This is a genomic window from Cellulophaga sp. RHA19 (assembly GCF_002813425.1).
In the GTDB taxonomy this organism is placed as follows: Bacteria; Bacteroidota; Bacteroidia; order Flavobacteriales; family Flavobacteriaceae; genus Cellulophaga.
The window spans coordinates 1115169-1138642 of record NZ_PHUL01000001.1 but is presented as its reverse complement, the minus strand read 5'-3'; the positions used below and the strand labels follow the sequence as shown (position 1 = coordinate 1138642).

The 23474-nt window shown below is 32.6% G+C and carries 18 protein-coding genes; 4 read left to right on the top strand and 14 right to left on the bottom strand.

All coding sequences use genetic code 11. The features are described from left to right. Window positions 1-12 precede the first annotated feature (12 nt). From AX016_RS04925 to AX016_RS04900, 6 genes are all read right to left on the bottom strand, one after another. Window positions 13-2442, bottom strand: a complete 2430-nt coding sequence (locus AX016_RS04925; RefSeq protein ID WP_100894552.1) for an ABC transporter permease — start codon at window positions 2440-2442, stop codon at window positions 13-15. Window positions 2443-2617: 175 nt separating this feature from the next. Then, complete coding sequence (locus tag AX016_RS04920) at window positions 2618-5050, bottom strand: ABC transporter permease (protein WP_100894551.1); 2433 nt, start codon at window positions 5048-5050, stop codon at window positions 2618-2620. 29 nt (window positions 5051-5079) lie between these two features. Continuing rightward, a complete protein-coding gene (locus AX016_RS04915; RefSeq protein ID WP_100894550.1) occupies window positions 5080-7437 on the bottom strand; it encodes an ABC transporter permease in 2358 nt (785 codons plus the stop codon). A 60-nt stretch (window positions 7438-7497) separates the two neighbouring features. After that, window positions 7498-8199 (bottom strand): ABC transporter ATP-binding protein, encoded by a 702-nt coding sequence (locus AX016_RS04910; protein WP_013620748.1) that lies wholly within the window; start codon window positions 8197-8199, stop codon window positions 7498-7500. A 114-nt stretch (window positions 8200-8313) separates the two neighbouring features. Next, window positions 8314-9564 (bottom strand): efflux RND transporter periplasmic adaptor subunit, encoded by a 1251-nt coding sequence (locus AX016_RS04905; protein WP_100894549.1) that lies wholly within the window; start codon window positions 9562-9564, stop codon window positions 8314-8316. Between the two features lie 14 nt (window positions 9565-9578). After that, the gene (locus tag AX016_RS04900; RefSeq protein WP_100894548.1) at window positions 9579-10925 is read right to left on the bottom strand and encodes a TolC family protein; all 1347 of its coding nucleotides are present in this window, start codon (window positions 10923-10925) and stop codon (window positions 9579-9581) included. A 214-nt stretch (window positions 10926-11139) separates the two neighbouring features. On the opposite strand from AX016_RS04900, the gene AX016_RS04895 reads away from it, so the two are divergent. Then, window positions 11140-12510, top strand: coding sequence for a sigma-54-dependent transcriptional regulator (locus tag AX016_RS04895; RefSeq protein ID WP_100894547.1), 1371 nt, complete (start codon window positions 11140-11142; stop codon window positions 12508-12510). After that, window positions 12500-13849, top strand: coding sequence for a sensor histidine kinase (locus AX016_RS04890; protein ID WP_100894546.1), 1350 nt, complete (start codon window positions 12500-12502; stop codon window positions 13847-13849). The genes AX016_RS04895 and AX016_RS04890 overlap by 11 nt, the downstream gene beginning before the upstream one ends. A gap of 74 nt (window positions 13850-13923) precedes the next feature. On the opposite strand, the gene AX016_RS04885 is transcribed toward AX016_RS04890, so the two are convergent. The 8 genes from AX016_RS04885 to AX016_RS04850 form a co-directional block, all read right to left on the bottom strand. Continuing rightward, window positions 13924-15084 carry a hypothetical protein gene (locus tag AX016_RS04885; RefSeq protein ID WP_100894545.1) on the bottom strand — a complete coding sequence of 387 codons (1161 nt, stop codon included), beginning with the start codon at window positions 15082-15084 and terminating at the stop codon, window positions 13924-13926. Window positions 15085-15143: 59 nt separating this feature from the next. Continuing rightward, window positions 15144-15548 carry an alternative ribosome rescue aminoacyl-tRNA hydrolase ArfB gene (gene arfB, locus AX016_RS04880; RefSeq protein ID WP_100894544.1) on the bottom strand — a complete coding sequence of 135 codons (405 nt, stop codon included), beginning with the start codon at window positions 15546-15548 and terminating at the stop codon, window positions 15144-15146. A gap of 2 nt (window positions 15549-15550) precedes the next feature. Then, window positions 15551-16522, bottom strand: coding sequence for an ABC transporter ATP-binding protein (locus AX016_RS04875; RefSeq protein WP_100894543.1), 972 nt, complete (start codon window positions 16520-16522; stop codon window positions 15551-15553). A gap of 56 nt (window positions 16523-16578) precedes the next feature. Then, a complete protein-coding gene (locus AX016_RS04870) occupies window positions 16579-18726 on the bottom strand; it encodes a prolyl oligopeptidase family serine peptidase (protein WP_100894542.1) in 2148 nt (715 codons plus the stop codon). A 218-nt stretch (window positions 18727-18944) separates the two neighbouring features. Continuing rightward, a complete protein-coding gene (locus AX016_RS04865) occupies window positions 18945-19934 on the bottom strand; it encodes an aspartate-semialdehyde dehydrogenase (protein WP_100894541.1) in 990 nt (329 codons plus the stop codon). A 174-nt stretch (window positions 19935-20108) separates the two neighbouring features. Continuing rightward, window positions 20109-20513, bottom strand: coding sequence for a large conductance mechanosensitive channel protein MscL (gene mscL / locus AX016_RS04860; RefSeq protein ID WP_100894540.1), 405 nt, complete (start codon window positions 20511-20513; stop codon window positions 20109-20111). Window positions 20514-20577: 64 nt separating this feature from the next. Further along, window positions 20578-21684, bottom strand: a complete 1107-nt coding sequence (alr, locus tag AX016_RS04855) for an alanine racemase (RefSeq protein WP_100894539.1) — start codon at window positions 21682-21684, stop codon at window positions 20578-20580. Beyond that, window positions 21677-22321, bottom strand: a complete 645-nt coding sequence (locus tag AX016_RS04850) for a thymidine kinase (protein ID WP_013620760.1) — start codon at window positions 22319-22321, stop codon at window positions 21677-21679. The genes alr and AX016_RS04850 overlap by 8 nt, the downstream gene beginning before the upstream one ends. Window positions 22322-22424: 103 nt before the next feature. On the opposite strand from AX016_RS04850, the gene AX016_RS04845 reads away from it, so the two are divergent. After that, window positions 22425-23108, top strand: coding sequence for a hypothetical protein (locus AX016_RS04845; RefSeq protein ID WP_100894538.1), 684 nt, complete (start codon window positions 22425-22427; stop codon window positions 23106-23108). Window positions 23109-23117: 9 nt separating this feature from the next. Further along, window positions 23118-23474: a DoxX family protein gene (locus AX016_RS04840; RefSeq protein WP_100894537.1), complete on the top strand. Its 357-nt coding sequence runs from the start codon at window positions 23118-23120 to the stop codon at window positions 23472-23474.

The following is a 23474-nucleotide window of genomic DNA, read 5'->3' as shown; positions in this document are numbered from 1 at the left end:
TGATTGATGATTTTATTCTGTTCGTAAGCTTTTTACTGGGTTAGATATTGCTGCTTTTATACTTTGATAACTTACTGTTACAATTGAAATTGTAAGCACCAACATCGCAATTAAAATAAAAGACCATCCGTTAATTTCTATTCGGTATGAAAAATCTTCTAACCACTTTGTCATTACAAACCAAGCCAACGGTATAGCAATTACTATAGATATTGCTACTAGTTTTAAAAAGTCTAATGTTAATTTGTACACAATGTTACTTATACTTGCTCCTAGCACTTTGCGTACTCCTATTTCTTTAATTCGCTTTTCTGCATTAAATGTTGCTAAACCAAATAACCCCAAACAAGCTATTAGTATAGATAAAATGGTAAAAGCAATAAATATTTTACCTAAACGCTCTTCTGCTTTATAAACATCGTTAAAAGAATCGTCTAAAAAATAATAATTAAATGGTTGTTCTGAAGCTACATTTGCCCATAAACCCTCTATACTTGCTATAGATTTAGCAAAATCTCCTTGACTTAGTTTTACTACTAATTTGCTACTTACTCTGCGGCTTAGCCTAAAGCTTACAGGATCTATTGTATTACGTAATGTAGAGATATGAAAATCTTTAACCACGCCAATAACTTTATATTCTGTAGTATCAGAATCATCTACAAATGCCATTCCAATAGCATCCGTTGGGTTAATTCCCAATCTGTTTAATGTTGTTTCATTTACTATAATAGCTGTAGAATCTGTTTTATATTTAGGGTCAAAATTTCTTCCTGCAACAAGATTTATACTTAAGGTAGGAATATAATCTTCATCTACATCCCATTTTTGCATTTGTACTACTGCATCTTCAACAGCTATTCCTTTTGCCGTAAAAGATTGGTCTGTTCTGTTAGATGGCGTTGGTAAAAAACTTGTTAACGACACACTTTTTACACTTGCTAATTTCTCTATTTCTTGTTTAAAAGATGTTACTTGGTCACCAGCAGCATATACATCATCTAAAACCAGAACCTGTTCTTTGGTGTAACCAATATCTTTACCTTTTATATATTGTAATTGCTGAAAAACTACCAATGTGCTGCCCATTAAAAACACAGAGATTGCAAATTGAAAAACAACCAATCCGTTTCTTATTTTTCCGCCAGTACCTGTTGTTTTACCTCCTCCTTTTAATACCGTTACTGGTTTAAATTTTGACATAAAAAATGCCGGATAACTGCCAGAAAGTAATCCTAAAAACAGTGTGAAAACCAAAAGTGAAATCCAAAAAAACGGATTTAAAAACGGAATTTCTATGCTTTTATTTGCTAAGTCATTAAAATATGGTAATGCTAAAAAAGTAAGCAAGACAGCAAAAATTAATGCTATAAAAGCCACCAAACCAGACTCTATTAAAAATTGCTTTATTAAATGGTATTTAGAAGAACCTAATGTTTTACGAACACCAACTTCTTTGGCTCTTTTAAGGGATTGAGCTGTAGAAAGATTCATAAAATTTACACTTGCTAAAACCACTAAAAACAAGCCTATAAATGATAAAATATAAATATTTTGTATGCTATTGTTGGGGTTTAATTCTGCTACACGGTCTGAGTGTAAGTGTATTTTACGTAGCGGTATAGTGCTAAAAACATAAGAATTACCCTCGCTTTTAAAGCGTTCTACCGTCATTGTAGGCGCAAATGTTTTTTGAGCATAGGGTACAACATAACTTGTAAATACATTTTGCAACCTTTTATTAAAACTAGCTATGTTAGTATTAGCATTTAACTTTACAAAAGTGCTAAAGTTGTTGCTTCCCCAAGTAACTTCTTTTGCATTTGGGTTACTAGCCATAGACATAAGCATACTATAATCTCTTAAAAACGAATTTTTAGGAAAATCTTCTATAACTCCTGTTACCGTATATACCTCATCATTATCTAAAACTATTTGTTTACCTATTACTTGCTCTTCTGTAAAAAGTGTTTTTGCTGTAGATTTACTAATTACAATAGTATTTGGCTCTTGTAATGCTGCTTCTGTATTACCTTGTAATAAGCCTAGTCCAAACATTTTAAAAAAAGAAGGATCTGCAAAAGCATTACCATTAACTTTTATATTTTTAGTAGAGTTTGCTTGGCGCACCAACATTCCGCCCCAACCTCTTAACCTTGTTGCTAGCTGTACTTCTGAGTATTCTTTTTCTAAAACTGATGCCATTGGTGGCGTTACAACAGCTAAATTATTAGAAGATGTCCCAAATTTTATATCTGCATTTATTCTATGAATTAGTGCTTCATCTGCAAACATTTTATCATAACTAAGCTCATCATAAATATATAATGAAATTAGTAGCGCTCCCGCAACACCTATAGCTAAGCCAAATACATTTAAAAATGTAAAAAACAGGTTATTTTTTAAATTACGCCATGCTATTTTTAATTGATTTTTAAACATAATTTTTATTCTTTACTGTTCGTTTTTTGATTGATGCTTACTAATATTCTAATTCTGTGCCAAAAATACAAGCCACTGATTTTTAATATCTTACACTTAATTTAGGATTCAAAAAATTTGAAAGTGTCTAAATTTTTTACACTAAGTGTCCATAATTTGTACGTTAAAAAAAGAGTTATTCTGTTCGTAAACTTTTAACTGGGTTTGCTATTGCAGACTTTATAGACTGAAAACCAACAGTTACAATTGTTATTAGCATTGCAAAACCACCTGCCAATAAAAATACCCACCATTTAATTTCAATTTTATAAGTAAAATCTTGTAGCCAATTTTGCATAAAGTAATATGCTATTGGAGATGCAATTACAAATGCAACCAATACTAGCTTTAAAAAATCTTTGGTTAATAATTGTACAACAGATTTTACACTAGCACCTAAAACTTTACGTATCCCAATTTCTTTCTTCTTTTGCTCTGCAACGTAAGACACTAAACCAAACAATCCTAAACAACTAATTAAGATGGCCAAAATACTAAAGGCTATAGATATTTTAGATAATTTTTGCTCTTCTGCGTATAACCTTTCTGTTTCTTTATCTACAAAAACATACTCAAACGGTGCATACGGATTCACTTTTTTCCAGTTGGCCTCTAAACCGCTCAAAACACTTTTTATGTTGCTGGTTTCTAACCTTGCAACTATCCAGTCTGGCTCTGTTTCACTATATATAAGCATAGGAGAAATTGCCTGTTTAAAATCTTCAAAATGAAAATTCTCTGTTACACCTACTACTTCATATTCTTCTGTTTCACTACCATAACTACTTATAATTTTTGCTGCTAAGGCATTTTCTATATCAATATTAAAAGCCTCTAGCGTTGCCATATTTACTAATATACCTGTGGAGTCTGTTGCTCTAAGCTTACGACCTTTAATAATTTTAGTGCCAATTGTTTCTAAATAATTAGGAGTAATACCATTGTAATATACAGAAGTTAGGTTATCATCATCCTGACTAGGTAAACGCATTGCCAAATCGCCCATAATAGATCTAGATGGATAATTGTTACTCCCTGTAACAGAACTAACACCAGGTACTCCTTGTAACTGTGATTGTATGGCACTATAGTTTTGTTGTAATTCTTGGGTTCCTAAACGTATTGCTAACAAATTGTCTTTGTTAAAGCCTAAATCTTTTTGCTTGGCAAACTTTAGTTGTTGTGATACTATTATAACACTTACTGTTAAAACTATTGATACTACAAACTGAAAAACAACCAAACCACGCCTTAACAAACCATTATTAGACTGTAATTCTGTTGCCCCTTTTAGCACTTTAGACGGCTTAAAAGAAGACAATACTAATGCAGGGTAAATGCCTGCTATTAAACCTGTTAACAAGCCCATAGATCCCAACAATAATAAAATTTTAAGGTTTAGTATGTGTTCTGGCTCTATGTTGCCACCTGTTAATACATTAGCTACCGGAAGCAATAATAAAACTATAGGTATGCTAATAAATACTGCTAAAAACGCAATTAAAATAGACTCACTTAAAAATTGCTTTACCAAAGAACTTTTTTGTGCTCCAATGGCTTTTCTTACCCCTATTTCTTTTGCTCTTTTACTTGCCCTTGCAGTACTTAAATTAATAAAATTTACGCAAGCAACTAGTTGTACTATAAAGGCTAAAAATAGCAACGCATACAAATACTCAATGTTAGAAACTTCTTCAATTTGCTTGTCTATTCCTTTAGAGTGTAAATGAATATCTGTAACAGATTGTAGTAACAATTTTTTATCAAACCCCATATCTGCTAAATCGTTTCCTCCACGATCTAACATAAACTTCGGCAACTTTTTTTCTAAACTAGCCTTACTAACATTGGCACCAAGTTTAATATAAGTATATGCAAAGTTTTGTGTTGCAAAATTAGTTATGTTATTAGCATATTCGCCAATACCAGGCGAGTTCATGCACAGTATGTAATTAGGATTTAAGTGAGTTGGGTTTGCTGGTTCATTAAAAACTCCAGTAATGGTTGCGTTAAATTGATCTTCTCCTGCACCAATAACCAATGTTTTATTTATAATTTGATTTTCATCTTGAAATAATTTTGAAGCTAATTTTTTAGATAAAACAATACTATTTGGCTTTTCTAAGGCTGTGGCTAAATTACCTTCTGCAGCTGTATAATTAAAAAATTTAAAAAAAGTAGAATCGGCTACATACCCCTTACTCTCATAATAACTTTGGTTATTTTTAGGGTTACGAATAAGTGCTTCTTCTCCAGACCCAAAATAAACAACTCTACAAGCATCTACCACCTCAGGAAAATCTTCTTTTAAAGCAAAAGCTATTGGCGGACTACTTGTAGCTACGTCTGCATTTATACTGTTATTGCCTTTTGTTTTTATTTTAGTACGTATTCTGTATATAGAAGCTGCATCTTTATGTTGCGTATCATATCCAAATTGTGCATTAACATATGATATTATTATTAAACAACATATTGTACCTACAGTAAGACTAAGAATATTTATACCTGTTTGTAACGGATTTTTTTTAAGACTACGCCACGCTATTTTTAATTGATTTTTAAACATAACTTTTTATTTTTTTGATTGATGATGTGTTACTCTGTACGCAAGCTTTTTACAGGATTATTTATAGCCGCTTTTATTGCCTGAAAACTTACAGTTAACATAGCAATTGTAATGGCTCCTAAGCCTGCCAAAGCAAACATCCACCATTGTATGTTTATGCGGTAAGCATAACTTTGTAACCAGCTAGACATTGCCCACCAAGCCAACGGTATGGCTATAGCAATAGACAAGAGTACTAGCCTAATAAAATCTTTAGAAAGTAGGTTTACTATATTAGCTACGCTAGCTCCTAGAACTTTACGTACACCAATTTCTTTACTTCTTTGTTCTGATGTGTATGCGGCTAAGCCAAACAAACCTAAACAAGAGATAAGTATGGCCAATATTGCAAATAGTTTAGATAATGTGCCTACCAACATTTCGCTTTTAAACTTTTGGTTAAATGCATCGTCTACAAACTCATACTCAAACGGAAAAGCTGTGTTGTTTTTTTGCATAACACCTGCCATTGCTGCTATAGCTTTTTTAGTATCTGCAGATTTAGCAATACGCACATACATATATTGTGCCTCTGTAGGTGCGTTAAGAAAAATTACAGGATCGCTCTTCCCGTACATATCACCATATAAAAAGTCTTTAACTACACCAACAACATTGTATTTGTCTTCTCCAAAATAGATGCTTTTACCTACAGCAGATACTGGGTCTATTAGTTTGGCAAACGACTCTGTTATTATAAAATTTACACTGTCTAGTTCTGGTTTTTGTTTAAAGTTTCTTCCATCAACAACCTCCATACCTGCAGTAGAAAGAAAATCTGAATTTATATACCTAAATGATATAAGCATTTCATTATTTTCATCTGCCATACCAGACCAAGTTGCTCCAGACCCATTATTGCCTATAGATAAAGTGTTGTAACTGTTTAAACCTACATTACTTATTAAGCCTGAGGCAAGCATCTGTTGCTTTATAGCAGTATAATTTTTAACCATATCACCCCTTACACTCATTGTAACAAGGTTTGCTTTATTATACCCTAACTGTCTGTTTTTTACATGTTGTACTTGCTTATACACCACTATAGTGCATATTATTAATATTATTGATGCTGCAAATTGGGTTACCACAAGGCCTTTTCTAATAAAAACAGATCCTTTTTGGTTGCTACTAATACCTTTTAAAACTGTTACAGGTAAAAATGAAGACAAATAAAATGCTGGGTAGCAGCCTGCAAAAACACCACAAAAAACAGTTATACCAAGTAAAACTAACCAATGTATAGGGTTGGCTAACCCCATTACCAATTGTTTTTCTATAATGATATTAAATTGTGGCAACACTAAAAATATTAGTAATACGCTTACCAATGTAGCTATTGCAGAAATAACTAAAGATTCTGTTACAAACTGAAAAATTAAACGTTTGCGACCAGCTCCTAAAACTTTACGCACACCAACCTCATTAGCTCTTTTAGCACTACGTGCCGTAGAAAGATTCATAAAATTAATACAGGCAATTATTAAGATAATCCAAGCAATTACAGAGAATAAATTCACATACACTATTCTACCACCAACTTGCACTCCGCCTTCAAAATTATCACGTAAACGCCAGTCTAGCATACTATGCATAAAGGCATAAGTATCACTATCTTCTACTTTTGTTTGTAAAAACTTTTTTACAGCTGTATTTACAACTGCTGCATCTACTTTTTGGTCTAATTGTATATACGTGTCTACAGAGTTATTTCCCCAAGCATTTAAATAATCTTTGTCTTTAGCGTATGCATCAAAAGACGCTAGCCAATCAAAATTTACAGTAACATTTTTAGGAAAATCTACAACAACACCTGTAACGGTGTAACTGTATTTATTGTCTAGTTCTATGGTTCTACCAACCGCATTGTTGCCAGCTCCAAATAATTGTGATGCTGTTTCATTGGTAAGTATTATGGCGTCTGTATCTTCCAATGCTGTGTTTGCATCTCCTTGTATAAATTCTAGACTAAAAATGTCTAAAAAATCTGAATCTACATAACTCCCTTTTTTATATAAAGATTTATCTCCTTGTTTAAAAAGGCGTTCTTCATCTCTATACCTAGTAGCATTTATAATTCCAGGAACTTCCTTTTTTAAAGCTTCTGCTAAAGGTCCGGGAGTAGAAGTAAATGTGCGCCACTCACCATTATATTGTTGGTTTGTTGGCAAGTAATACACCTGTTCTTTATTAGGAAAAACTGCGTCGTAGTTTACCTCATCTTCTACCCATAAAAAAATAAGACTGGCGCAGGTAATACCCATTGCTAATCCAAAAATATTGAGAAAACTATAGCCTTTATTTTTTAATAGACTCCTAAACGCAATTTTAAAATAATTTTTGAACATGGTGATTGGCTATTTTGATTGATTGATTGATTGATGATTTTGATTGATGATGAACTCTACTTATTTTGATGCCACTGCCTCAAAAGGTTTGTTGTGACTTTCTGTTACTATTTGGCCGTCAAAAAGGTTTACTACTCTGTGTGCGTAGTGCGAGTCTCTGTCTGAGTGTGTTACCATTACTATTGTTGTGCCTTCTTGGTTTAACTCGGTTAACAGGTTCATTACCTCTATTCCGTTTTTAGAGTCTAGGTTACCTGTTGGCTCATCTGCAAGTATTAGTTTTGGGTTTGTAACTACTGCTCTGGCAATGGCTACACGTTGTTGCTGACCGCCAGATAATTGCTGTGGAAAGTGTTTTTCTCTGTGTGCAATTTTCATACGCTCTAAAACTTCTGTTACTTTTTGTTTGCGTTCTGCTTTGTTCATTTTTAAATAGATAAGTGGCAGCTCTACGTTTTCAAAAACGGTTAGTTCATCTATTAAATTAAAGCTCTGAAAAACAAAACCTAAGTTGCCTTTGCGCAAACCTGTACGTTGGTTTTCTTTTAAGCCTCCTACTTCATGGCCTGCAAATTGGTAACTACCTTCTGACGGATTGTCTAACATACCTATTATATTTAGTAAGGTAGATTTGCCACAACCTGATGGCCCCATTATGGCAACAAATTCTCCTTGACCCACATTTAGGTTTACACTGTTTAGTGCTAGGGTTTCTACTTCTTCTGTTCTAAAACTTTTTTTAAGGTCTTTAATTTGTATCATTTTGTTGATTGATTTTTTAATGTGATTATATTTTGTGTTAGGGATTGTAGTGTAAATCCTTTTTTATTTTTCTTAAAAAAGATTGCAACGTAAAGCCCGCCCGTAGGGAACACCCTATTTTAAAACTATTTTTTCTGCTTCACCAAAAGTGTCGTAATTAGAGGTTATTACTTTTTCACCAGCTTGCAGCCCTTCTAACACCTCGTAATATTTAGAGTTTTGTTTGCCTATTCTAATGTTACGTTTTAATGCCTCTGTACCATCTGGGTTTACTACAAAAATCCACTGGCCTCCTGTGCTCTGAAAAAAACTACCTTTAGATACTAAAAGTGCATCTGATGAGGCTCCTAATTGTAGTTTTACATTAAAGCTTTGTCCTGCACGTATATTTTCTGGTTTTTCTGCTGTAAATACTAAGTCTACCTTAAACTTACCGCCACGAACCTCTGGGTACACTTTACGCAAACGCAGGTTGTATGTTTTACCGTTACGCTCAAAAGAGGCGTTTAAATCTCTTTTTACACGGTCTATATAATGCTCGTCTATTTCTGCTTCTATTTTATAGTCTGTTAGTACGTTTATTTGTCCTATACGCTGACCTTGGTTTATGCTTTGACCAATTTCTGCATCTAAAAAACCTAATTGACCATCTGCTGGCGCACGTACATTTAAATGGTCTAAACGCTCATAAACCATAGATAAAGTTTTTTGCATTCTGCTTAAATCTGTATCTAACCCAGCAAGTGATGTGTTACGCATTTTATCATCTTGCTCTGTTTGTATTTTTACAATGTTGTGCTGTTTTAAAGATAACTCGTAATTTTCTTTTGCAGTTAAAAATGCTTCTTTAGATATTAATCCGTCTTTATATAGCTCTTGGTTTTGCTCGTAATTACGTTTTAAACGTGTTAACTCGTATGATGCTGTTGCTAAAGACTTACGCCCTTCTACTTGCCTAGAGTCAAAGGTTAATTTGGTAGATCTTAAATCGTTTTGTTTTAGCGCTAAGTTACTTTCACTAGCTAAAATTTGCTCGTAAAGGTTACTGTTTTCTAGCTTTAGAATAATGTCACCTTTTTTAACCATAGCGCCTTCTTCTATCAGTTTTTCGGTTACTCTACCACCTTCATAAGCATCCATATAAATAGTTGCTATTGGTGCTGCGCTACCGTTAATGGTTATGTAATCGTCAAACTTACCTTGTGTAACTGCACTTACAGATAGTTTGTCTTTTTCTGTTCTAAAGGTAGACACAGAACTGCTCCATATTATTTTATATGCTGCAAAAGCTACTACTAGCCCAATTGCAATATATGCGTAGTGTTTTGGGCGTAATCCTTTTTTCTTTTCTAGTTGAATATCCATCTATATTGTTCTTATTAGTTGATGTTAAATACTGGTAATCCGTTGTAAAAATCTAGTGTACTTTGGTTTACTTTTAATCTTATTTGCACTTGTAAATTCTCGTTTTGTGCTGTGGTATACAGTACTTTTGCTTGGTATAGCTCTACAGCAGAAATCATTTCTTTTTCGTACTTTTTTTGTGCTATAGAAAAACTAAGCTCTTGTGCTTTTAACTTTTTTAAGCTCTGTAAATTTTCTACTTCTAAAGCATTTTTTTCTTGTACCAATTGTTGTATTAATTTGTACAACTCTTGTTCCTGAATTTTTAAATTATTTTCTGCTTGTTGCAACGCTATTTTTTGTTGTTTAATTTCTGATCTGCCAGACCATTTATTGCTAATAGGAATGTTCATAGACAAACCTATAGACCTAGATGCGTTGTCTCTTATTTGGTTTTTAAATGATATTATTTCGTTAGTAATATCGTCTACATTGGTTTCATAATAACCTGTGCCATAGCCTGCAAATAAAGATAATGACGGGTACAAACCTCCTTTTGCAATAGCTACCTGTTTTTGAGCTGCCTTTACTTTTAATTGCCCTGCTTTTATACTTGGCAAAAATGTTTGCGCCTTACTATAAACTGTGTTGGTTTGCAACGTAGTATCTGCTACTTTTTTTAGGTTTAAAGCATCTGCTTTTAAGGTTATGGTAGACACATTTTCTAAATTCATTTCTTGTATTAAATTTAGTTTAGCTGCTGCCAATTGGTTTTCTGCTTGGGTCACTGCTAACTTATCTGTTAACAAAACAGATTCTGCCTCGTACATATCTGCCTGTGCAATTAAACCTAACTCTAATTGCTTTTTTACAAATGCATAATTTGTATCTGATATACTTACTTGCTCTTTAGCAATTTTTAAAGCGCCTTGAAAAAAACGAATATCATAAAAGGCAGACATTACTCTAAATGCCAACAAATACTTTTGCTGTTCTGCATCTTCTTGTACTGCTTTATAAATGTACTTTGTTGCTTTTATACTATTTATTCTCTGAAAACCTCTAAAAATATCTAAAGAAGAATTTAAATTGTAATTGTTAGAGAAAAAATCTGTGTCTATTATATTATTGTTATTTGGATCTACAGATCTACCATATCTAATATCATAACTTGCAGAACCGTTTATACTTGGCAGCAAATTACGCACAGCTTGCTTGTGGGTTTCTTTGCTTGATGCAACTGTATATTCCTGATTTTTTAATTCTAAATTATGCGTAACAGCATAACTTATACACTCATCTAAAGACCAACTTTGTTGTGCACTACTTGGCAAGCTTACCAACAGTACTAAAAATAGAATATGTTTAATTTTTACGTTCATAATTTTTATTGTGTGCCAAAACTAAAGCCATTGTTGTGCCAAAAACACAATAGATTGATTTACAGTTGTTTAAAAGTTTTTAAGTGATGAAACTAAAATACAAGTGTAAAATATATATACAAATAATGTCTAATTTTTTTACACTTATAAAATTGTAATGTATAACATTTGTAGTTTTAATGCATAAACCTTCCTCAACCCAAACAACTTTATAATGCAAAAAGGTAAAGTATTAATTGTAGATGATAACAAAAGTGTACTAAGTGCTTTAGAAATTTTATTACAGTTTGAATATGAAAAAGTAGATACCTTAGGAAATCCTAACTTATTATCTTCATTTGAAAATTTAGCTGATTACGACATTGTTCTTTTAGATATGAACTTTTCTGCCGGTGTTAACACTGGTAATGAAGGTTTGTATTGGAATAGAGAAATTAAAAAACGTGCTCCGCATATTTCTGTTATTATGATGACAGCGTATGGCGCAATAGACCTTGCGGTACAAGCATTAAAAGAAGGCGCTACAGATTTTATTTTAAAACCGTGGAATAATGACAAGCTACTAGCCACATTAAAATCTGCTTACCAATTACGTAAATCTCAAAAAGAAGTTTCTAAACTAAAAGAAAAAGAGAGTTCTTTAAAGCAGGTTATTAACCAGAATAAAAACTACATCATTGGTAATTCTAAAGCATTAACCTCTGTTCTAAACCTAGTACAAAAAGTAGCTAAAACAGACGTAAATGTATTGGTAACCGGAGAAAACGGAACAGGTAAAGAATTAATAGCAAGAGAACTACATAACTTATCTAACCGTAAAAATGAGGTTTTTATAGGGGTTGATATGGGTTCTATATCTGAAACCTTGTTTGAAAGTGAACTTTTTGGGCACACCAAAGGGGCTTTTACAGATGCCAAAGAAGATAGAGCTGGTAAGTTTGAAGCTGCAAATGGCGGAACCTTATTTTTAGATGAAATAGGAAACCTAAGCTTACAAACTCAGGCTAAACTACTATCTGCTATACAAAACAGAGTTGTGGTGCGTGTAGGCTCTAACAAACCTATACCTGTAGATATACGCTTAATTTGTGCCACCAATTGCAATCTAGAAAAAATGGTTGCTGATGGTCTTTTTCGAGAAGATTTAGTATACCGTATAAATACCATACACGTAGAAGTACCTGCACTTAGAGAAAGAGATGGCGACATTTTAATTTTGGCCGATTTTTACCTCACTAAATTTATGACTAAATATGGCAAACTTGGTTTGCGTATTAATAACCTTGCACAAGAAAAATTACTAGCATATAGTTGGCCTGGTAATGTTAGAGAATTACAACATACTATGGAAAGAGCTGTTATTTTATGCGATGGAAGCGTGCTAAAACCAACCGACTTTATTTTAAATGAAAAAGGAACACCTACATTAGATACTGCAAATGTTACCTTATCAGAAATGGAATTACTACTTATTAATGATGCTCTAAAAAAGCACGACGGTAATTATAGTGCTGCAGCAAACCAACTAGGAATTTCTAGACAAACATTGTATAACAAAATTAAAAAATCTGAAAATGGCGAGTAAAAGTTTCTATTTTCAGTTAGTTCTTAGGGTTATCTTTATTACACTTTCTGCCATTGGACTAGCCTATTTTAGTGTGCAAAAAGAGTACATTATTGCTGCTGTATTTTTAATTGTTTTGGTTTTACTAACCGCATATTTAATAAAATATGTAAACCATACCAATCGTAAAATTGCATACTTTTTTGAGTCTATAAAAAATGAAGATTTTACGTTGCGTTTTCCTGAGTATGAAAATGTAAAATCTTTAAAAGAACTTAATCGCAGTCTTAACATGCTTAATGCTATGATACATAAAGTACATGTTAAAAACCAAGTACAAGAAAAATACTATCAGGAAATACTTAAACACGCAGATATTGGTATTTTAACCATTAATAGCAAAGGACACATTTTATTTGCTAACCCTAGAGTAGAACATTTACTAAATTACAAACCGCTAAACCATATTAAACAGCTAGAGCAAGTAGATAAAAAATTATACGATTTGTTTGCCAAGCTAGAGCCTTTTCAACGTAAGTTAATTGAGTTAACTAACGAAAGAGAGAAAATACAACTTACCTTAAAATCTACTACTGTTACACTAGACAACCAAAATTTATTATTGGTAGTTGTACAAGATATACAAAGAGAGTTAGAAGAAAAAGAGGCCGATTCATGGGAAAAACTTATACGAGTTTTAACCCACGAAATTATGAATACTATAGCGCCAATAACATCAATATCTGAATCTATTTTAAATTATTACAAAAAAGAAGACGGATTAATACCACTTGAGGAATTAACTGAAAAACACATACAAAACACCTCTAAAGGCTTAGCTGTTGTAAAAGAACAAGGAAATAACTTAATGGACTTTGTACAAAGTTATCGTAGTTTTTTAAGTATTCCGGCACCAGACAAAAGTCTTGTAAAAGCAGAACAATTAATACACAAAGTGTTTGTGCTAATAGATCAGGAAAACCAGAATATCAATATTAATTTTTCATCTAATTTAACAACAGAAAACTTAGAGTTTTTTATAGATGAAAAACAAATTACTCAAGTACTTTTAAACTTATGTAAAAATGCAGTACAATCTATAGGCGAACAAGAGAACGGAAATATTACTGTTACCGCTGGCATCACAAATGAAAAAGAAAAATTTATTACTGTTACAGATAATGGCCCTGGAATACCTCCAGATTTAATAGATGAGATTTTTATTCCGTTTTTTACAACCAAAAATACCGGAACTGGAATTGGACTTAGTTTGTCTAAACAGATCTTAAGATTACACGGCGGAAGCTTAAAATTAAGAAGTACTCCAAACCAAGAAACAGTTTTTACATTGTTGTTTTAAGTAGGATATTACCCTCTTTTAAATAAGTAATTAGATGGTATAAATAATTTCTGTTTTAACCTCTTATAAGATTATCAATCATAATTATTTTTTTCTAGTTCATTATTAAAGAAATTATCAAATTCTTTAAAATGTATTTGAAACACATTTTCTATTGTAGACTTTAAATTTTCATCCGATTTACCACTATTTAATAGTTTAAATAGTCCTTCTTTACCATGTTTACTATAAGCTAAATGACATAAAAAAGCACCTGCTGAATACATTATTGATGACTTTGAACCAATAATTGTATGCCTTTTATCTTCATCAAATAAATATTCTCCTATACTTATTTCTTTTGTAGATATATACTCTTGTAATAACTCTATATGCTTTTCATAATTTAACCCCTTAGAGCCACCTTTATATGTAGCAAAACCCTCATCAATAACTGAATGAATTTTTGGGAATTTCTTGTTTAAATAAATATGTGTTACCTCATGTGCATAAAATTCAGTGTCGTTACCTGAGAAAAAAATATTTTGATAGGAATAAGCAAGACCTCCAATTTGTTTTGTATAAAACATCATATCAAGATAATCATAGCCTAAAAGACCATATATCTCATTAGTGTTTTTACAAATTATGTATTTATAATTAATTTTTTCTTGCTCTAAAAACATAGATAAATCAGTTTCAAATTTTTTCTGTTTATCTATGTTTTCATAATTAAGAATTCGTTCTCCTGAATAATAATAAGTTATGTTATCAATTTGTGTGTTTTTCCACTTACTTAAATTATCTGATATTACATTTTTAAAAACAAAATCACCCTTATCATTTTTAATCGCATAAACATTATATACATAATCTAAAGAAAAAAAACCTTCTGGTTTGCCTATAACCGCTATTTTTATTTGATATTTATCTAATGCTATTTTTTGTAAACCAACTACCGTAGGTTTATATGCTGGATAATTATTATTTACAGTAGTATAAAGATCATGGTATGGATAATCAAATATTAATGTGTCATTTTTATCCCAAAATTTAGAATAATCGATAAACTCCTTTGAGTTTATACAATCTTCTAATTTCTTAATAATTATATTATTTTCCTTTTGAATATCTGAAAATGCCATAACGCCATAATCAACATTAATTACCCTTCTAACTTCTTTGTTTTTTTCATTATTAGTTTTTGAAGAACAAGAGAGTAATAAAAACAAAAAAATTACAGATAAATACTTCATGAAAATTAAGTTTGCGGTAATAACTATTGTTTCAATTTTTAAACTAGCAAATGAATTTATTATTCTAAACTTGGCTTTTTACGATTTGCTTTTTTTAAGGCCGATTTCTTTTTAGTGTTCAATCGTTTTTCTATTGCAGATCTAGATGGCTTTGTTTTTTTACGCTTTTTAGGGACAATTAAGGCCGACTTTACTAGCTCTAAAAAACGTTTTATAGCCAACTCTTTGTTTTTATGCTGACTCCTAGAATCATCGCACTGTAACAACAATACATTTTCTTTTGTAAGTCTGTTACTTAGTTTTAGTAACAGTCGTTCTTTTTCTTTATCTGTAACTGCTGTAGAGTTTTGCAAATCATACGTAAGCTCTATTTTAGTAGAAACTTTATTTACGTGCTGACCACCAGCGCCACTACTACGCACTGCTTTAAATTGTAATTCTTGTATTATTTGTGTTGTATTCAAAATTAAGCTAGTCTTTTATTTAGTACTTCTAAAGAAACATTTAAGAATACATTTTTACCAACCTCAATACTTTTACTATCCGTAAAAAACAAACTCTGATCTTCTGTTATCCCTTCCATTAAATAATAAGATCCCATTGCATAACTATTAATTACACGTACTTCTATTCCAGAAGTTTCAGATACTTTAAATTCGTGTGCATATACCACAATATCTTTTTTAGTTTTTGTATACTCTTTTATAGTAGAAACAGGAACTAAGTTTGCCTCTGCAAATAAACTTGCTATGTATAATGACTTTGGGTTGTTGTATAGTATCTCTGTCTTTTCATTTGCAATTATTTCTTCATCTTTTATTACTAAAATACGATCTGCAAATGGCAACACTTCTTTCTCGTCATGGGTAGCAACTATACACGTAATTTTTTTACGCTTTAAGTATCCAAAAAGTCGTCTACGCAAGCTGTTTTTTCTGAAATTATCTATATGACTAAAGGGTTCGTCTAATAATAACAACTCTGGTTCTTGCGCTAATACTCTAGCCAAAGCAACACGTTGTTGCTGACCGCCACTTAACAATTTCACTTTTGTTTTAGCAAAACTGGTCATTTCTACCATTTCTAAAAGCTCTTCTGTTCTTTCTTTTAGTTCTTCTGGATAAAAAACAGATAAATACTGACTCACATTTTCTTCAACAGTAAGAAAAGGCATTAAGTCAAAATCCTGAGACAAGTATTTCATATACTTTTCTCCTGGAATTAAATTGTAATCTGGCCCTAAAACTTGGTTGTCTTTCCAAAAAATAGTCCCTTCCTTTAACTGAAGAAGACCATATATAATTTTTAAAAGTGTGCTTTTTCCGCTGCCGCTTTCTCCTAAAATGGCAAGGTATTCGCCTTCATTTACTGTAAAGTCTATGTTTTTTAAAACTGGCGTTGTGTTGTATGAAAATGTAATGTTATTTACGTGTAGCATAAAATTGAAAAAATCCGTCTCTCATAAGAAACGGATTTTTTTATAATTAATAGTTCTTATTCTTTAAAATCTTTTAAAACTGCCTGATTTGGCAACTCTGTATATCCCATATTAAATAATGTAAATGCTTGTACATCTACCTGCTCATTAATTATAGCTTCGGTAGATTTGCCCGCTCCGTGACCTGCATTAATATCTATTCTAATTAATGTTGGGTTGTTACCAGATTGTTTTTCTTGCAACTCTGCCGCAAATTTAAAACTATGAGCAGGCACTACACGGTCGTCATGATCTCCTGTAGTTATTAAAGTTGCAGGGTATGCTACTCCTTTTTTAACGTTATGCACTGGTGAGTAGCCTAATAAATAATTAAACATTTCTTTGTTGTCTTCTGCTGTACCATAGTCATAAGCCCAACCTGCACCTGCTGTAAATGTATGGTAGCGTAACATATCTAAAACGCCTACTGCGGGCAAAGCTACTTTAGCTAAATCTGGACGCTGCGTCATTGTTGCACCAACCAGTAAACCTCCGTTAGAACCACCTCTAAGTGCCAAATACTCTGGTGTTGTGTACTTGTTTTCTATTAAGTATTCTGCTGCTGCAATAAAATCGTCAAAAACGTTTTGCTTTTGCTGCTTTGTACCTGCATCATGCCATTTTTTACCATACTCACCACCACCTCTTAAATTAGGTACTGCATATACTCCGCCTTGCTCCATCCATACGGCATTACTAATACTAAAACTAGGAGTTAAGCTTACATTAAAACCACCATAACCATAAAGTATAGTTGGGTTTTTACCGTTTAACTCTAATCCTTTTTTATAGGTAATTATCATTGGTATTTTAGTACCATCCTTAGAGGTATAAAATACTTGTTTAGACTCGTAACCCTCTGAGTTAAAATCTATGTTTGGACTCCAATATTGTTTGTATTTTCCTGTTTCTACATTATAACTGTAAGATGATCCTGGAGTATTATAATTTGTAAATGAGAAGTAAAACTCTTTTTCTTCTTTTTTACCTCCAAAACCTGAAGCTGTACCAACACCTGGCAACTCTATGGTACGTACCAAATCTCCATTGTAATTATATTGTAATACTTTAGAAATAGCATCTACCATATAATTGGCAAAAAAGTAACCACCACCTGTACCTGCAGTAAGCACATTTTCAGTTTCTGGTATAAAATCTACCCAATTTTCTGGTGTTGGATTATTAAAATCTGTAACAACTATTTTTTGGTTAGGTGCGTTTAAGTTGGTTACTACATATAGCTTAGTGCCAACATTATCTATTACATAAGTATCAGATTTTGTGTGTTCAACTACTGTTTTTACCTCATTAGTTTCTAAGTCTTTTAAAAATAATTTATTACCAGATGTAGATACTGCTGCTGTAATTTGCAAATATTTACCATCCTCGGTAACACTACCGCCAACATACCTATGTTTTTCTTCTGCTGTGCCTCCAAAAACCAGCTCATCTGTGCTTTGCGATGTTTTTAGTTTATGGTAGTATAGTTTGTGCTGATCTGTTTTTGCAGACAACTCGCTCCCTTTTGGCTTGTCATAACTAGAGTAAAAGAAGCCCTCGTTACCTTTCCAAGATAAGCCACTAAATTTTACATCTACTAAGGTATCTTCTACTATATTTTTTGTTTTTGCGTCTAAAACAATTATTTTTCTCCAGTCGCTACCACCTTCAGATATTAAGTACGCTGCCAAAGAACCATCTTTAGAAAAACTTAAACCTGCTAATGATGTTGTACCATCTTCTGAAAACTTGTTAGGATCTAGAAAAATCTCTTCTTCGCCATCTTTTTTTCTATAGATTACAGATTGATTTTGTAATCCATTATTTTTTGAAAAATAGGTGTAATCTCCTTCCTTATAAGGAGCTCCTAGTTTCTCATAATTCCAAAGTTTTTCTAATCTTTGTTTTAGGCTTTCTCTAAACGGAATTTGATCTAAATACCCAAAGGTTGTATTATTTTGCTCTTTAACCCAAGACTCTGTTTCTGTACTGCGGTCATCTTCTAACCAGCGGTAAGGATCTGCTACAGTTGTGCCAAAATAATTTGTAACTGTATCTACCTTTTTGGTTGATGGATATGAGGTCATAATTGCTTCTTTTTTTGAGGGTGATTTACAAGCTACAAAAGTAATAGCCGTAAAAATAAATATGCTTAAATGTTTCATAAGAATTTGTTTATTTTTAGGTTGATAAAACTTAACTGTATTGAATTTAGCGCTTTATGTTTTTAAAAATAAAACAAAAAAACCTTTAAGAAACATTCTTCTTAAAGGTTTTTAAATTTTGTGTTAGGGATTGTAATGAAAATCCTTTTTTATTTTTCTTAAAAAAGATTGCAATGTAAAGCCCGCCCGTTAGGAACACCCAAAACTAAAACTGCGTATTACAGTAACTTATTATTGTTAAGGTATTCTGCAATTTGCACTGCATTTGTTGCTGCTCCTTTACGTAGGTTATCTGCAACTATCCACATATTTAATGTGTTTGCTTGCGACTCATCTCTACGTATACGCCCTACAAAAACATCGTCTTTATTATGTGCGTAAACTGGCATTGGGTAGGTGTTTGTATCTGGATTATCTTGTACAACTACGCCTGCTGTTTTGCTTAATACTTGCCTTACCTCGCTAACGTCTGCATCATTATAAAACTCTACGTTTACAGACTCTGAGTGGCCACCTGCTGTTGGTATACGCACTGCTGTTGCTGTTAATGAGAAGGTACGATCGTTAAATATTTTTTGTGGCTCACGAGATAGTTTCATCTCTTCTTTTGTGTAGCCGTTATCCATAAAAACGTCACAATGTGGTAACGCATTTCTGCTAATTGGATAAGGATAAGCCATTTCTCCTTTTACTCCTGCAATCTCGTTTTCTAATTGTTTTACTGCTTTTACACCAGTACCAGAAACAGATTGGTAGGTAGAAACAACTACACGTTTCATTTTATATTTTTTATGCAAAGGCGCCAAAACCATTACCAATTGTATGGTAGAGCAGTTTGGATTTGCAATAATTTTGTCTTCTTTGGTTAGTTCACTTGCATTAATTTCTGGAACTATTAATTTTTTTGTAGGATCCATACGCCAAGCAGAAGAATTATCTACTACGGTTGTACCAACCTCTGCAAATTTTGGAGCCCATTCTAAAGAGGTATCTCCGCCTGCAGAAAAAATAGCTAAATCTGGTTTAGCTGCTACTGCATCTGCTAAACCAATAACGGTGTGTTCTTTGCCGTTATAGGTCATTTTTTTACCTACAGAACGTTCTGAGGCTACTAATAACAACTCTGTTAATGGAAAATTACGTTCGCGTAACACGTTAAGCATTACTTCTCCTACCATTCCTGTGGCACCAACTACGGCTACTTTCATTTTTTTAATATTTAGAATAACAAATGTAGTTTAATGTAGTTTAACCGCCAAGCAAGTTTTAATAGAATAAAATAAATATAACAAATTGTTTTATTTGTAACATTTGAAAAAGAAATAAAAAAAAACCGCCAAGCTTAATGGTGAGCTTGGCGGTAGTATGTAGTTATTAGGGAATTACTTTTTTAGTAAATCTCTAATTTGTGCTAATAACTCTTCTTGTGTTGGTCCTGCTGGTGCAGCTGGAGCCGGAGGAGTTTTTGTTTTGTTGTAAGCTTTTACGATTAAGAACATTACCAAACCTACTATTAATAAGTTAATAATTGTGTTAATCCAAGCACCGTAAGCAATTACAGCTCCACCTGCTTCTTTAGCTGCTGCTAAAGTAGCATAGTCTTTACCGTCCATTGCTACGTGAAGGTCTTCAAAGTTCATACCTCCTGCAAAGTAACCTACAAATGGCATTGCGATGTTGTTTACAAAACCATTAATAACTCCGCCTAAAGCCGTAGCCATAATAACCGCAACTGCAAAATCAATTACATTACCGGTCATAATAAAATTCTTAAATTCTTTTAACATGTTTAGTGTATTTATTTAGTTAATAGCTGCAAGATACTAAAAAATACAGTTTCTTAAAATTTTCTTAAAAAATAAAAACTCTGTTAACACGTTGAGATATGCCTGTAACCAATTCATAAGAGATTGTGCCTGCTGCAGTAGCTAATGCATCTGCAGCATGCACTTCATTAAAAACAATAGCCTCATCACCTTCTATACAATTTATATTGGTTACGTCTACCATAATCATATCCATACAGGTATTGCCAACTATTGGTGCTTTTTTACCATTAATAAATACAAATCCTTTTTGGTTGCCATAAATTCTATAAATACCATCTGCGTGACCTAAAGGTAGTGTTGCTGTTACCATTTTATGGGTGGCTTTGTATGCCATATTATACCCTACGCTTTGGTTTGGCTTTAAATAATGTAACTGAGAAATTACTGTTTTTAAACTTGCTATTGGTTTTAAGTGCGTATCATACTTAGGATCGTTACCAAAACCATACAACCCAATACCACTACGTACCATATTAAAGTGTGCGTCTGGATAATTTAATATGCCAGATGTATTACACATATGTTTTATAGGTGAATACCCCAGCAAATTATCTAGCTTAGTACTTATGCTTTTAAAATAGTGTATTTGCTGTTCTGTAAACTCCTTCTCGTTTATATCTTCTGATGCTGCTAAATGAGAAAAAGCTGAAGCTACTTTAATAGTTCTTGTTCCTTTTATTTTTGTTACAATTTGATCTATATCGCCCTCTAAAAAACCCAACCTATTTAAGCCTGTATTAAATTTTAAATGTACAGGATAATCTTCTTTATTTATTGATGAAGTATATTTTATAAACTGATCTAAAATTCTGGTAGAATAGATACTTGGCTCTAAATTATAAGCCACAATTTCTTCAAAATTTACTTCTTGCGGATGCAGTACTAATATAGGTGTTTGTATGCCTGCTTTGCGTATTGCAACACCTTCGCTAGTATATGCAACAGCTAAATAATTTGCTCCTAACTCTGTTATTTTTTTGGCGATTTGCACTTGATCACTACCATATGCAAATGCTTTAACCACCGCCAAAAACATTGTGTTTGGCGCTAGTTTAGATTTTAGGTATTTGTAGTTTTGCTCTAAATAATTTAAGTTAATTTCTAGAACAGTTTCTGTTGCCTTAGGCATTACTATCTTTTTTTGGGTCTTTTATTTGCTCTGCGTCTACGTCTATAGTTTTTACCTTTTCTTTAAGCATTGCTTTGTAATATGCTGCTCTACTTAATGGCTCATACTCTTCGGTTTCACCTAGCATTACTAAATTATCATTATTAGATTTTCTAAAACTATAATTGGCTAAGTTACCCGTACGTGTACAAATTGCATGCACTTTAGTTACATACTCGGCTGTAGCCATTAAGGCTGGCATTGGACCAAATGGGTTTCCTTTAAAGTCCATATCTAAACCTGCTACCAAAACACGTATGCCTTTGTTAGCTAAATCATTACAAACTGTAACAATTTCGTCATCAAAAAATTGTGCTTCGTCTATACCTACAACATCACAACCATCTGCCAACAACCGTATATTTGCAGCAGCAGGCACAGGTGTAGATCTTATTTCGTTAGCATCATGAGACACTACCATTTCTTCATGGTAGCGCGTATCTACAATAGGCTTAAAAATTTCAACTTTTTGCTTGGCAAACTGCGCACGTTTAAGTCTTCTAATTAATTCTTCTGTCTTACCAGAGAACATAGATCCGCAAATAACCTCTATCCAGCCAAATTGTTCTTTGGGGTTCACCGTATTTTCAAGAAACATTTTGTATTTTTAGACGAAAATAAAGCGTTTTTCGTTCTTATTTGGTAGATCGATTAAAATTATTGAAAATTTTCGCCACACAAGGTTTTAAAATATTAGGGAGATGAAGGAAAAATTAAAACAAGAATTAATGAAAATGTCTACGGACATACTAACTTCCAACGAATTAGATAATGTTTCTGATTTGTATGAAACTGCAAAAAATTTATACGAGAAATTAGCAGTGTTAAAATTTATTGAAGAGAAGTTACACGATGTAGAGGTAGATGTTACTAAAAATATTATTGCAGAAAAGTTTGAAAAATTAGCAAACGCAGTTATTTATGAAAACACATCTGTGCCAGAAAGTAATCCGCACCAAGAAGATATTATAACACCTGGTATAACTACCATTATGGATATGATGCCAGAAATGGAAGAACCAAAAGCGACTGACGATATGCTTAACGAGTTTGCTAAAAAACCCGAATACGCAAAAAACGACCAAGAGCTTTTTATGCCCGAAACAGAAGTTAAGGCTGCTGTTACTAAAGAAAAAGTTGTGACTAACAGCGTTACTGGTGATATAAAAATTGGTTTAAATGACAGACTTGCATTTGTAAAACACTTGTTTAACGATAGCAATGAGGATTACCAAAGGGTATTATCTCAGCTAAGTACTATTGATACAGAGGAAAGGTCTGTTTCCTTTATTGTAAATATGGTAAAACCAGATTATAACAACTGGGTAGGAAAAGAAGAGTACGAAGAACGTTTTATGGCAATTATTGAACGTAAATTTGCATAAAGCTCTTTTATGAACATAAACAACATACTTTATTGGATTGGCACATTATTGCTTACTGCAATTATGTGCTTTTCTATTTACAACTATTTCTTTAATTACGATGCAATTTCTGGATACTTTACGCATTTAGGCTACCCTACATACTTGGTATACCCGCTAGCAATTGCTAAAATCTTAGGCCTTATTGTTATTTGGACTAATTTTTCTAAAATACTTAAAGAATGGGCTTACTTTGGCTTTTTCTTAAACACAATAATGGCTTTTGCTGCACATTACATAACAGATAATGGCGGTTACCTTTTTGCGGCTATTGCTTTTATAGGCGCAGCATTATCTTATTACTTTGGCAAAAACCAAAGACCTTAA